This window comes from Streptomyces sp. NPDC019937, assembly GCF_040631655.1.
Classification (GTDB): domain Bacteria; phylum Actinomycetota; class Actinomycetes; order Streptomycetales; family Streptomycetaceae; genus Streptomyces.
This window is the reverse complement of record NZ_JBEYAL010000041.1, coordinates 17,265-29,744: the sequence shown is the minus strand read 5'-3', so window position 1 is coordinate 29,744 and position 12,480 is coordinate 17,265. Positions and strand designations below refer to the sequence as shown.

The window sequence follows — 12,480 nt, the reverse complement described above, 5'->3', positions numbered from 1 at the left end:
AGGGCTAGGCTCGGCGGATGGCTTTGGCATGGGAACAGGTCATTGTTCACTCGAAGGATCCGGTGGCCTTGGGGCAGTGGTGGGCCGAGGCCCTCGGCTGGGTCGTGGTCCACTCCTCCGACGAGGAGTTCGAGATCCGTCCGGAGCCGGATCGCCTGCCGGGGCTGGACTTCGTCCGGCTCGATGAGGCCAAGAAGGCCAAGAGCCGGCTGCATCTCGACTTCAGGCCCGACGACCAGGACGCCGAGGTGGCTCGTCTGGTGGCGCACGGCGCGCAGCGTGTCGATATCGGCCAGGGTGATCAGCCGTGGGTGGTATTGGCGGACCCCGAAGGTAACGAGTTCTGCGTCCTGGGGCAGCGGCGTCAGTAGGCTTCCTCGTCAGGCGCCCACCGTTCCGTCGACGCCCTCGCGGAGGAGGTCGGCATGGCCGTTGTGCCGGGCGTACTCCAGCAGCACATGGGTCATCACCAGGCGCAGCGTCACGTCCTTGCCCCAGCGCTCGCTGTGCACGACGGCATCCAGCGACGCGGCCTCCCGCTCGATGCGGCGCGCGTGCTCCACCTCGCGCTGCCAGGCGTCGAACGCCTCCGTGCGGGTGGCCGTCGTGGCGTCGTACGCCACCTGGTAGTCGCGCCGGTCGGACCAGACCAGGGGGGCATCCTCGCGGTTGACGACGATGCGGAACCAGGTGCGCTCCACCTCGGCCATGTGGCGCACGAGGCCGAGCAGCGACAGCGTCGACGGCGGCATCGACTGCTGCCGCAGCTCCTCGTCGGAGAGGCCGTCGCACTTCATGGCGAGCGTGGCGCGGTGGAAGTCGAGGAAGCCGCGCAGGGTTTCGCGTTCCCCCGCGATGAGGGGCGGGACGGGTCTTTCGGCGGGCATGGCCGTGGGTCCTTCCGGGGGCGGGCCGTGTGTGTGACCACGATCAGCGTTCGGTGGCTCCCGGGCAACCGGTTTCGGGGCTGCGGCGGCATCGGGCTCGGCCTTTGTCCATAGTCATGCGGCTGTCTCAGGGAGAAAAAATGAGGGGAAACACGAATCGGAGCGCCACCAGACGTGTACGGGTCGCCTTGAGCGCCACGGCCGTGGTCTGCGCGGTCACGACGGTGCTGCCCGGAGCCGCTTCGGCCGAGCCCGTGACCGTCGAGCGGATCAGTGTCGCGACCGACGGCACCCAGGGCGACGGCGACTCCGCCGGCGCCACGATCACGGCCGACGGCCGGCGTATCGCCTTCTCGTCGCTGGCGAACAACCTCACCCCCGCCAACCCGGTGACCTGGGAGAGGGTGTTCGTCCGCGATCAGCAGACGAGCCTGACCACGCTGATGAGCAGCATCACCCCGACCAACCAGGGCCCGGTGATCAGCGGTGACGGGCAATACGTCGCTTTTTGGGGGTTGTTGCAAAGAGACACGAAGTCCTTCCTGTCCCAGGTGAGCTCGGGAAGCACGATCGGCATCAACTGTCCGGGCCTCAGCTGCGGCCAGCCGTCGCCGAGCGCGGACGGCCGCTCCATCGCCCAGGCCGCCACCTTCGGCCGACCGCCGTCCCGGCAGCGCATCGAGGTACGGGACTGGCGCGCCGACACCACGGCGACCGTCGCCGAGTTCGGCCACACCGTCTCGGCTCGGCCGTCCATCAGCGGCGACGGTCGCTTCGTCGCCTACCAGGACGGCCGGGCCGGGGACGTCTTCGTGTGGGACCGGACCGACGCCACCTCCACCGGCCCGATCGAGGGCCCGGCCAAGGCGGCGACACTCGTCCAGCTCAGCAAGGACGGCGGCAAGGTCGTCTACCTCTCGGGCTCCGACACCTACGTCCACGACAGAAGCTCGGGCGCCGACCAACGGGTGCCGGACGTGCGGGGCGTGGCCATCGATCCCACCGGACGCTATCTGCTGTACGCCCCGCACGACACGAGCGGACCGTCGCTCATGCTGCGCGACCTGGAGACGGGCACCGAGGAGATCGTCTCGAACCAGGTCGCCTCGGCCGGGACCGACGCGGTCAGCGCCGGTGGGCGCGACGTGGTCTTCCAATCCACGGCCGACGACATCGTGCCCGGCGACACCAACGGAAAGTCGGACGTTTTCATCCGCCGCTTCCACTGACCGCCCCGACCGCCACGTTCGAGCGGGCGGGGGTGGGGCGCTGACCTGCGACTTTGCCCCGGGCAGGAATAACCGGGGCGGGTCGTGCCGTTACGCACCCATGAGCGCGAGCACTGTGGAACTCACCAAGGACAACTTCGACGACATCGTCTCCGGCAGCGATTTCGTGCTGATCGACTTCTGGGCCTCCTGGTGCGGCCCCTGCCGGATGTTCGCACCGGTGTACGAGAAGGCCGCGGAGCGCCACTCCGACCTGATCTTCGCGAAGGTCGACACCGAGGCGCAGCCCGAGCTGGCGGCCGCGTTCGACATCCAGTCGATTCCCACGCTGATGATCGTCCGCGACAACATCGCCGTCTTCTCCCAGCCCGGCGCCCTGCCCGAGCAGGCCCTGGAGGACGTCATCGGGCAGGCCCGGGACCTCGACATGGACGTCGTACGCGCCTCTGTCGCCACTCCGGCGCCCTCCGACGGCCGTGGCTGAGCTGGTATTGATCCGGCACGGCGAGACCGAGTGGAGCCGGGCCGGAAAGCACACCAGCTGGACCGATCTGCCGCTGACGGCGCGCGGGGAGGAGCAGGCCCGGGCGCTGCGCCCGCTGCTCGCGGGGCGGAAGATCGGGCTCACGCTGGTGAGCCCGCTGGGGCGGGCCGTGCAGACGGCCCGCCTCGCCGGGCTCACCGACGTGACGACCGAGCCTGAGCTGCACGAATGGGATTACGGCGGGTACGAGGGCGTCACTACCGCCGAGATCCACGAGACCCGGCCCGACTGGGAGCTGTGGACCGACGGGGTCGCCCCGGGCGATGACGAGCACCCCGGGGAGGCGCCCGGGGACGTCGGGGCGCGGGTCGACCGGGTGCTGGCCAGGATCGAGCCCGAGCTGCGCGCGGACGGCGGCGACGTCGTCCTGGTGGCGCACGGGCATGTGCTGCGGGTGCTCACCGCCCGCCGACTGGGCCTGCCGCCGTCCGCGGGGGCGCTCTTCCGGCTGGAGACCGCGACCGTCAGTCGACTGGGAACCGAGCACGGGCGTCCGGCCCTCATGGCGTGGAACGTAGGCTCGGAGCAGCAGGTCCCGTAAGTTCCGTACGCCACCGTACACACTGAGCAGAGGAAAGCAGGGAACAGCGAGCATGGCTACGACGCGTACCGCGCACACCGTCTGGCAGGGCAATCTGGCCGAGGGCGAGGGGACGGTCACCTTCGACTCGTCCGGGATCGGCGAGCAGCCGGTTTCCTGGCCGTCGCGCGCCGAGCAGGCGAACGGCAAGACCAGCCCGGAGGAACTGATCGCCGCCGCGCACTCCAGCTGCTTCTCCATGGCGCTGTCGCACGGTCTGACCCAGGCCGGTAACCCGCCCACCCGGCTCACCACCCAGGCCGACGTCACCTTCCAGCCGGGCACCGGCATCACCGGTATCCACCTCACGGTGGAGGGCACGGTCGAGGGGCTCGACGAGGCCGGGTTCACGGCGGCCGCCGAGGACGCGAAGAAGAACTGCCCGGTGAGCCAGGCGCTCGCCGGTACGGAGATCACGCTGACGGCGAAGCTGGCCTGACGTCCTCCACCCGCTGCAGCAGTCCCCAGGTGAACTCCGCCACATAGTGGCGGAGTTCACCGCCTTCGGCGTCGGCCGGGGCGTCGAAGGCCAGCCGGGAGCGGGTCGGGGCGGAGCCCTCCATCGGCCGCGCGGGCGGGAAGGCGCGCGCCACGTCGTCCACCGTGCAGGACCAGGGCGCGAGGTCGGCGGCCGTGCGCAGGGCGGGCGCGGGGGCGCCGGGGGCGCGTACCAGCCATTCGTTCCACACCGCCCCGCCCGGCGCGGTCAGCACCTCGAACCGCAGATCCGGCCACAGTGGGACCGGCCAGCTCAGCGCGTCGCACGTCAGATCGCCGATGCGGCGCCGCGCGGTGGTCTCGGGCGGGCCCAGCACCGAGCGGTAGCGGGCGACGGCGGGGCGCCGTCGCGGTGAGCGCCGCATCGCCTGCCAGCGGCGGTTGGCCTCGCGCATCACGGCACGCCCGTGGCCCAGTTCGCGCAGCGCGTCCTCGACCAGGCCCGGCTGGTAGTCGGCCATGCGGCGCAGCAGGACGAGGACGAAGGGGAAGGGAGTGGGGAACGACGGGTCGTGCGCGGAGTCCATGGCTCCATCGTGGCGTACGGCGTACCGCCCGGCTCAGAGGGTGAGGCGCCGCGCCAGCCGTTCGTGTTCCTCGTCCGGGACGCGTTCCCCCGACGACGGCAGCAGCTGCGGGACGCCGTCCACGATCGGGTAGCGGCGGCGCAGCCGCGGGTTGTACAGGACGTCCTCGGGCAGCAGCAGGGTCAGCGGGCCCTTGTCGAGCGGGCAGGCCAGGATGGCCAGGATCGGGTCGTCGGGGGTCATCGTTGCCTTCCTTCGGGTACCGGATCGGGGCGGGCGGCGTCGTGGCGGGGGAGGGTCAGCAGGACGCACACCGCCAGCGCCGTCCCGCCGAGCCGCAGCGCGAGCCGCCACGGCTCGTGCGGCAGTGGCTCACCGAAGGCGACCGTCCCGCACACCACCGTGAACACGCAGGTCACCGTCGTGCATACCGGTACGATCAGCGACGCGCGGCAGCGCTGCAGCGCGGTCTGCGACAGCACCAATCCCGCCGCCCCGGTGAAGAGCAGCAGATACGGGTACGGGCCGCGCAGCAGCGTGAGCGCCAGCGATCCGAGGCCGTCCGTCCTCAGCAGCCCGGACACGCCCTTGATGGCGAGCGAGCTGACCCCGTACAGCAGCCCGACCGCCACCCCGTACTCCACCCCGGTCGGTGGCCGCCGACCGGAGTGGCGGGCGCGCCACTCGGTCGCGCCGTACAGCCACACCCCCGCCACCAGGGAGGGGACGCAGAGGGCGAGCAGCGTCCCGTTGCCGGTGGCGGTGCGGCTGACCGCGCCGCCACCTCGCAGTGAGGCCACCACCATCACCAGCGCGCACAGGATCAGCCCGATCCCGGCCCGTTCGCGGCCGCTGGTCCGCTCGCCCAGCACCCGCGAGGACAGCAGCAGGAGCAGCACCAGACCGGACACGAACAGGCCCTGCGCGGCCGCGATCGGCAACGTGCGGTACACCACCAGCTGGGCCGCGAACCCCGCCGCGAGCGCCGCCGAACCCGCCAGCCACAGCGGGCTCCCCAGCAGCAGCCGCAGCAGCCGCGCCGGGCGGGTCGTGCTCAGCGGCGGCAGCGCCGACAGGGCGCGCTTCTCCAGGACGAAACCGGTGCTGTACGCGACGTTCGCGAGCAGCGCCGCCATCACGCCCCACCCCATGTGTCCTCCCTCCGCCGCGCGTGCACCAGCAGGATCGACGCCAGCGACGGCACCCGGCAGGCGGCCCGGTCCAGTGGCCGCAAGCCCCGCGGTACGCCGTGGAACGGCGCCCCCGCGAGCCGTACCACCTCGAACCCGGACGCGGTGAGGAACCCGCGCAGCGCCCGCGCCGTGTACAGCCGCAGATGGCCGACGACCTCGCGGCCGGGGCGGCCGTGGATGCCCCGCAGGCTGACCTCCGAGAACACCGGCTGCACCCCGGCCATCAGCAGCCCGCGGTTGTACCAGGCCGCCAGGTTGGGCGTGGACAGCAGCAGATGGCCGCCGGGGCGCAGCACGCGGCGCAGTTCGTCCAGCGCCGCGTCGGGGTCGACCAGATGCTCGACCACCTCGCTGAACACGCACGCGTCGGCGCTCCCGTCGGCGAACGGCAGCCCGCCGTGGCCGAGTTCGCCCCGTACGACGGCGGGCAGCCGCCGTGCGGCGCGGCGCAGCGCGTCCTGCGACCAGTCGACGCCGATGAGGCGGTGGCCGCGGAGGAGGGGGAGGGCGGTGGCGGCCGCGGTGCCGTCGCCACAGCCGATGTCGAGGATGGTGGCGGCCTTGCCGGGGCCCGCGGCGTTCAGTGCCCGCGCCAGCATCCGCGCCTGGCGGCGGCTGCGGTCCGGGCCGGACGCGACGGGCACGGCCGGGTTCTCGTAGAACTCCCGGAGCGCCGGGCTCACGAGGCCCCTTCCCCGTGTGCTCGGGCGGTGGCCGCCAGCGCGCGCTGGAACAGGCCCGCGAGCCCCGCCCCCGCCGCGTCGTCCAGCAGCGCCCGCGACCAGCGCAGCGTCACGTGCAGCCGCCCGCCGGTCGAGGCCGTGGTCACCGTCAGCCCGCGGGGCATACGGGCCGGGGCCGAGAACCAGACGGCGGTGGCCTCGCCCGCCTCGCCGAAGTCGAGCGCGTACGGGATCCGGCCGATGTTGCTCAGCAGCGTGGTGGACGTCCACGGCCCGGCCGCCCGCCGCAGCCCCCGCGTCACGGCGGCCCGCAGCCCGACCGGTACGGCGGGCAGCGTGAGCAGTGTCCCCGCCACCCCCAGCTGCGCCCCCGGCGCGGCCTTCAGCGCCCGGGTGCGGGCCGCGGTGCGGCGCAGCAGCCGCGCCACCGCCGCCGGATCGGGCGTCTCCCGGGTCAGCAGCCGCGACTCCGCCCGCTCCTCGGGTCCGAAGCCGACCTCCACGAGCCGGGTGCCGTTGCCGATGGCCATCTCGGACGCGCCGCGCGGCCGGTCGTCCACGGGCATGGTGATCCGTACGGGGGTGGGCGGGCGGCCGTGCAACGCGTTCCAGCGGGCGGCCATCAGGCAGGTGGCGACGAGGAGCTGGTCGTTGACGGTGGGGCGCGGCGCCGGGCCGGGGGCGCCGGGCGGGCGGGGCGGTACGGGCAGTTCGGAGAGCAGCATGGCGTTGCCGGTGCGGGGCGCGTGGGTGTCCCCGGCGATCCGTACGGGCCGGGCGAGCCCCCGCGCGGGCGGGGTCCCGGCCGCCGTGGGCGGCGGGGCCACCGCGAGGGGCGGGGGCGCCGCGGGGGGCGTCGCCCGGGCGGCACCGCCGCCGTACAGGGTGGCGGCGGTGGCGAGCACCCGCAGGCACGACGGCCCGTCGAGCGCGGTGTGGTTGACGGTGAGGACCAGCACACAGCCGGTACGGTCCGGCTCGGTCACCACCTCCAGCCGCACCGGAGGCGACGCCGTCAGCGGCGGGCACACCGCGAGCGCCCGCTCCCGGGCCCGGGTGAGGGCGTCGGCCGCGCACGGCGGAAAGCTCACCGGCTCCACGTCCGGCCCGTCGGTCACCTCCCACTCGTACCGCCGCCGCCACCACCGCCCGGGTGCCTCCCGCACCAGAATCCGCGGATGCCGCCGCAACGCCTCCCGGAACGCGGCCCGCAACCGGCCGGGTTCGGGCCGTCCCGGCAGATGCACCTCGATGTGCACGGTCTCGGGTTCGTCGTCCTGCAGACAGTGCCGGGAGACCTCGTCCACGGTGGGGAACGGGATCCGCCGCGCGCGGTCCGCCGCCTGCCCGTACGCGGCCGCGCCGGAGCCCGCGCTCCGCTCGACCGCGGTCATCGGCCCTCACCTTCGGCCGGCCGCCGGGCACCGTGCGCACCGGTAGGCGGCGGTGGCGGCGGAGCGCCGTCGGCGGCGTGCCCGGCGGCCCGGGGCGGCAGCGTCACCACCGCCGCCGTCAGGGCCACGAGCGCCAGAGCCTGGGCCGCACCGCTGAACGCGCCCTCGCCGGACGCCGCCGGTTCGCCCGCGCCCGTCGCCGCCACCACCGTCGCGGCGGCCATCGCCACGAGGGCCGTGGGGGGCAGCCAGCCGGGGCGGTACCAGGCCAGGAGCGCCAGGAGCGGGACGGCCAGGGCGAGCCAGCCCGCCACGGCGATCATCACCGCCGTCAGGGCGACCGTGCCGAGCACCCAGCCCGGCCCCGGTGGCACCGAAGCCTCCGCCACCTCCGGCTCGGGCTCGCGGCGCCGGGCGAACGCCAGGCCGGCGAGCACCAGGAGCGCGGCCGCGCCGCCGATGAGGGCAGCGCGGTACGTCGTCGCGGGCTCGTAGGTGAGCGTCACCGTGCCGCCCCGGCCCGCCGGGACGAGGAACGCCTGCTGCCAGCCGTCGACGCGCAGCGGGGTGAGGGAGTGGCCGTTCAGCGTGGCCTTCCAGCCGTCGTTGTGGTTCTCGTACGTCTGGAGGTAGACGGCCTGGCCCGGGGCCACCTCGACCGTTCTGCGGTCGCCCGACCAGTCCTCGGCCTGGACGGTACGGGTCTCCAGCGCGGCGGTGGCGGGCTTGCCGCGGGTCAGGGTCACATCGGTCAGGGCCAGCGGGCCCGCGTCGCCCGCCTCGACCGTGTGGCGGCCCGCGTCCAGCCGCAGCTTGCCGCCCTTGGCCTCGTCACCGCACAGCTCGACCTTCACCGGCCGCCGTTCGGTCAGGTCCCGTACCGGGCCGGACACCTTGGTGGCGTGCAGGGTGCCGTCCACCGCCAGCGCCGGGCCCTGGCCGCACGGCAGGGAGAAACGGGCCTTCGGCGAGGGCTGGGTGACGCGCGGTATGTCCCCCAGTTCGGGGAGGCCGACCTCGGTCAGCCCCACCGGGAGCTGCAACTCCTGCCCGGCGACCGGGTTGTGCAAGGTCAAGGGCGCGGTCTTGCTGATGGTGATGTCGAGCCGGTCGGTGGTGAAGGCCGGGAAGCGGACCCAGCCGTCTGCGTCGACTCCGGCGGTGGCGGCGCCGTCGGGGGAGTTGATGAGCACTTCCTCGGGGCGGGTGGAGAGCCCGCCGGCGGCCGCGAGGACCAGCTCGCTGACGCGTCTCTTCTCCGGCCAGCGCAGATGCAGCACGGGGGAGTCGCCCGCGATCCACGCCGTCGTGAGGTCGCCGTCGAGGAGGTTGCGCGCGCTGAGCGCGGTGCCGGTGCGGCTGGTGGAGTCGGCGGTGATCTCGATCCGCGGCCCCTTGGCGCCCGCCCGGTTCAGCAGGGCGTCGAGCGCGCCACCGGGCACGGCCAGCGCCTGGCCCGCGATGGCGTACGTACCGCCGCTGCCGGTGCGGAACTGGCGGTGCAGCCCGACCTCCGCCGACACCGGCGCGAGGCCCCCGGGGTCCGCGGACCGGTGCAGCGAGACCACCTCGGCCGGGGCCGTGCTCCGCTCCGCGTCGGCCGGAAGCGACAGCAGCCGCGTGACCTGCACACCCGGCACGGACACCTCGGAGAACCCGGCGCCCGACAGGCCGGGCCTGGGCGTCTGCGAACCGGTGATCGTGATCTTCAGCCACTTCGCCGGACCGGAGGGGACCTTGACGGGCTGCGGGGTGCCGTGCGGCTGGAGCGGGCTGTCCGCGGACCCGTTGTCGGTCTCGACGCGTACGGAGGTGGGCGCGGCGCGCATGCCGTCGCCGGGCAGCGGGGTCAGCTGGATGGAATCCGGCAGCCGCAGGGTCTGCGCGAACTCGATGCGCAGCCACTGCCCCACCGGCTTGCCCGCGCTGCCCTCGGCCCACGCCGTGTCCGGGTTGCCGTCGAAGGCGCCCACGGGGTCGTACTGGGGCAGCTGGAACAGCCAGTTGCCGCTGCTGGAGGCGGTCACCGAGAGCGCCCCGCGCAGGGTGGCGGTCGTCTGGTGCGCGGTGCCCTTCTTCGGCAGGATCTGGCGCGGCGTGTCGCCCGGGTCGGTGAGGCTGCCGGACGGGTTCCGTTCGTCGGCGGTGTACGTGTACGAGGTATTGGAGTTGACGAGCCCGAAGCGGGTGTCGGCGCGCCGCATGCCGTCGCCGACCGCCTGCAGGGCGGGGGCGTTCGTGCCGGGGTGGCGGTCGCCGGTGAGGACGGTGGGGCGGTCGGCCATCGAGGGGTCGGCGGAGAGCTGGAGCAGCGATTCGGGGCCGCCGCTGACGGCGGCGGTCGCCGACACCTGCTTGGCCGTCACCGCGCCCGGCCGCCGTACCCCTTCGGGCTGGTAGATCTCGACGGCCTGACGGCGCGGGAACAGCCCCTGCACCTGCACCGGGGTGTCGGCCGCGATCCGGCCCCCGGTCATGAGCGGCCCGAACCCGGCGACCTTGCGGTAGCCGGAGGCCTCCAGGGTGCGGACGACGGTCTGCGGCGGTACGTAGCCGAGCTGGTCCGGGTCGAGGTCGTTGCGCACGACGACCTCGTGCAGCCCTGCCCTGGCGAGGAAGTCCCGCAGCCCCGGCACCTCGCCGCCGCTCAGCAGCGCCTGCTCGACCGCGTCCAGCGCCCGCCGCGATCCGGCGGTGCCGAAGGGCACGAAGTCGCGTTGTGCCCAGCGGGATTTTGCGAGCACATCCAGCGGCTGGTCGATGGGGCTGCCCCAGGTGTAGAGGCCGTGCGCGGTGGCGGGGACGACGAGGGCGCGGCTCTGTCCGGCGTGTGCGTCGAGCCAGTCGGCGGTCTTCTTCCAGTGGGAGGGCAGCGCGCTGAAGCGGCCCGGCTGGAGGACCGTTCCGTTGAGGTACGGCCAGGCGAGGGCGGGGAGGAGCAGCAGGGCCAGGACGGCGGGGAGGAAGCGGCGGCCGCGGAACAGGCGCGGCCGGGCAGAGTCCCCGGCCGCTCCGGTGGCCGCCACGCCCACCACGTGCGCCAGCCCCAGCGCCAGCGCCAGGGCCAGCCCGGCCTGGAACTTGTAGACGTTGCGGAACGGCCGCAGCCACCCGTCCAGCCACCCCCGCACCGCCTCGTGGAACGGCCCGCCGAGCGTCCCCCCGTACCCGGCGAGGGTGATCAGCGCGACGGACAGCACCACGAGCAGCAGCCACCGCCGCTCGGGCAGATCCCGCCGCGCCAGCCCGGCCAGCCCCAGCGCGGCGGCCAGCCCGGAGCCGAGGACGGCGACGACGGACGCGGCCACGGTCCAGCCGCCGGGCAGCCAGGCCTCGCCGAAGTGCAGATACGCCACCCAGTTGCCCGCGCCGCGCAGCGTCTCGGTGGCGGACATGGTGGCGGTGGTGGTGTCGGCCTGCTCGATGTACGGCAGGAAGTTCTCGCCGTACACCCCGAGCAGCAGCAGCGGTACGACCCACCACAGCGTGGCCAGCAGCACCCCCGGGATCCACCACCCCAGCAGGGCCCGCTGCCGCCGCCCGGCGGGGCGGCTGAGCAGATACAGCGCGACCGGCAGCAGCGCGGCCAGCGTGGAGGCGGCGTTGACGCCGCCCATGCAGGGCACGAGCAGCGCGGAGCGGGCGGCGGCGATACGGGGGCGGCTCGCCGGGTCGGTGAGCGGCAGCACGACCCACGGCAGCAGCGCGCCGGGGAGCGCGGCCGCGGAGGTGGAGCCGACGACGATGGTGAACACCGGCCACAGCGCGTACCCCGCCGCGCCCAGCAGCCGGCCCGCCGGGCTCCCGACGCGCAGCCGCTCCGCCAGCCGCAGCGCGCCCCAGAAGGCGACTGTGACGATGAGGGACATCCACAGCCGCTCGGCGAACCACACCGGGATGTGGAGGAGGTGGGCGAGGGCGTAGTACGGCAGCATCGGGAACGCGTAGCCGACGTACTGGTCCGCGATCCCGCCGAAGCCCGCCCGGTCGTGCCACAGCGAGCCGAGGTCGGCGAGGAAGCCGAACGGGTCGAGGACCACCGGCAGTTTGGTGTCGAAGGACATCCTGCCGGGCGAGGGCGCGAGGAACGCGACCAGCACGGCGGCCCAGAACCCGACCAGCCACCGCCGCCCGCGCGGCCGTTCGCCGGGCGCGGTCGGCGGCGGGGCGGCCGGGGTGCGTAACCGGGGCGGGGACGGGACGACCTGGGTCATGGCGACCGCCTAAGGATCAGGAGGAGATTCCACGTCGCGACCTCCCGCAGCCCCGGCACGCGCGTGACCGCCTCGGTGAGGAACGGCCAGTAGCGGGAGCGCGCCGAGACCACGGACACGTCCGCGCGGCCGCGGACGTGGCGCAGGACGGGGCCGATGTGGAGGGGGAAGAGGTTTTCGCCGAGCGTGTGCTTGGCGGCCCGGCCGGTGCGGCGCCGGTAGCGGGCCCGGGCCCGCTCGGCGCCCAGATAGTGCCAGGGCGCCCACTCGTGGCCGCCCCAGGGGGAGAGCCAGTTGGTGTACGAGAGGTAGATCAGCCCGCCGGGGCGGGTGACCCGCACCAGCTCGCTGAGGAAGGTGTACGGATCGGCCACGTGCTCCAGCACATTGGAGGAGAACGTCATGTCGGCCACGCCGTCCGCGAGCGGCAGCAGATACCCGTCGGCGAGGACGGCCCCGGCGGGCGGGCGTCCCCGGGCGGTCAGCTCACCGGTGTCCGGCTCGAAGAGGTAGGCGTGGGCGCCACGGCGCCGGAACTCCTCGGTGAAGTGGCCGCTGCCCCCGCCCACGTCGACCACCACCCGCCCGCGCAGCGGCCCGGCGTAGCGCGTCAGCTGCTGTGCGGCGTCCCGCGCGAGGAGCCGGTAGCAGTGTCCGGGGTCGGTCTGCTCCCGCAGGAACGCGCGGAAGAGGGCGACGGAGCGACGGATGGAGGGGTCCCGCACGGCCGC

13 protein-coding genes are annotated in these 12,480 nt (G+C 74.2%); 5 read left to right on the top strand and 8 right to left on the bottom strand.

Features of this window, described 5'->3' with window-relative positions; translation table 11 throughout:
- Positions 1-17 precede the first annotated feature (17 nt).
- Positions 18-371, top strand: a complete 354-nt coding sequence (locus tag ABZ562_RS32485; protein ID WP_361486550.1) for a VOC family protein — start codon at positions 18-20, stop codon at positions 369-371.
- A 9-nt stretch (positions 372-380) separates the two neighbouring features.
- On the opposite strand, the gene ABZ562_RS32480 is transcribed toward ABZ562_RS32485, so the two are convergent.
- Complete coding sequence (locus tag ABZ562_RS32480) at positions 381-887, bottom strand: DinB family protein (protein WP_361486548.1); 507 nt, start codon at positions 885-887, stop codon at positions 381-383.
- A gap of 188 nt (positions 888-1,075) precedes the next feature.
- Between ABZ562_RS32480 and ABZ562_RS32475 the strand changes: the two genes are divergently transcribed.
- From ABZ562_RS32475 to ABZ562_RS32460, 4 genes are all read left to right on the top strand, one after another.
- Complete coding sequence (locus ABZ562_RS32475; RefSeq protein ID WP_361486545.1) at positions 1,076-2,116, top strand: hypothetical protein; 1,041 nt, start codon at positions 1,076-1,078, stop codon at positions 2,114-2,116.
- A gap of 100 nt (positions 2,117-2,216) precedes the next feature.
- On the top strand, positions 2,217-2,600 hold the full coding sequence (trxA, locus tag ABZ562_RS32470; RefSeq protein WP_361486543.1) for a thioredoxin: 384 nt from the start codon (positions 2,217-2,219) through the stop codon (positions 2,598-2,600).
- Entirely contained in the window at positions 2,593-3,201 is a 609-nt protein-coding gene (locus tag ABZ562_RS32465; RefSeq protein WP_361486540.1) for a histidine phosphatase family protein, read from the top strand. Before trxA ends, ABZ562_RS32465 begins: the two co-directional genes overlap by 8 nt.
- 52 nt (positions 3,202-3,253) lie before the next feature.
- Positions 3,254-3,679, top strand: a complete 426-nt coding sequence (locus ABZ562_RS32460) for an OsmC family protein (RefSeq protein ID WP_361486538.1) — start codon at positions 3,254-3,256, stop codon at positions 3,677-3,679.
- Here the strand turns inward: ABZ562_RS32460 and ABZ562_RS32455 are convergent.
- From ABZ562_RS32455 to ABZ562_RS32425, 7 genes are read right to left on the bottom strand one after another with little or no spacing between them, the layout of a single operon-like run.
- Positions 3,654-4,265, bottom strand: coding sequence for a hypothetical protein (locus tag ABZ562_RS32455; protein WP_361486536.1), 612 nt, complete (start codon positions 4,263-4,265; stop codon positions 3,654-3,656). The two genes, ABZ562_RS32460 and ABZ562_RS32455, sit on opposite strands and share 26 nt — an antisense overlap.
- A gap of 33 nt (positions 4,266-4,298) precedes the next feature.
- A complete protein-coding gene (locus ABZ562_RS32450) occupies positions 4,299-4,508 on the bottom strand; it encodes a Trm112 family protein (protein WP_361486535.1) in 210 nt (69 codons plus the stop codon).
- Positions 4,505-5,416 carry a hypothetical protein gene (locus ABZ562_RS32445; RefSeq protein WP_361486534.1) on the bottom strand — a complete coding sequence of 304 codons (912 nt, stop codon included), beginning with the start codon at positions 5,414-5,416 and terminating at the stop codon, positions 4,505-4,507. Before ABZ562_RS32445 ends, ABZ562_RS32450 begins: the two co-directional genes overlap by 4 nt.
- The gene (locus ABZ562_RS32440; RefSeq protein WP_361486532.1) at positions 5,401-6,141 is read right to left on the bottom strand and encodes a methyltransferase domain-containing protein; all 741 of its coding nucleotides are present in this window, start codon (positions 6,139-6,141) and stop codon (positions 5,401-5,403) included. The genes ABZ562_RS32445 and ABZ562_RS32440 overlap by 16 nt, the downstream gene beginning before the upstream one ends.
- Entirely contained in the window at positions 6,138-7,535 is a 1,398-nt protein-coding gene (locus ABZ562_RS32435) for a condensation protein (RefSeq protein WP_361486529.1), read from the bottom strand. Before ABZ562_RS32435 ends, ABZ562_RS32440 begins: the two co-directional genes overlap by 4 nt.
- Complete coding sequence (locus ABZ562_RS32430; protein WP_361486526.1) at positions 7,532-11,749, bottom strand: alpha-(1->3)-arabinofuranosyltransferase family protein; 4,218 nt, start codon at positions 11,747-11,749, stop codon at positions 7,532-7,534. Before ABZ562_RS32430 ends, ABZ562_RS32435 begins: the two co-directional genes overlap by 4 nt.
- Positions 11,746-12,474 (bottom strand): class I SAM-dependent methyltransferase, encoded by a 729-nt coding sequence (locus ABZ562_RS32425; protein WP_361486524.1) that lies wholly within the window; start codon positions 12,472-12,474, stop codon positions 11,746-11,748. Before ABZ562_RS32425 ends, ABZ562_RS32430 begins: the two co-directional genes overlap by 4 nt.
- Between the last annotated feature and the right edge of the window lie 6 nt (positions 12,475-12,480).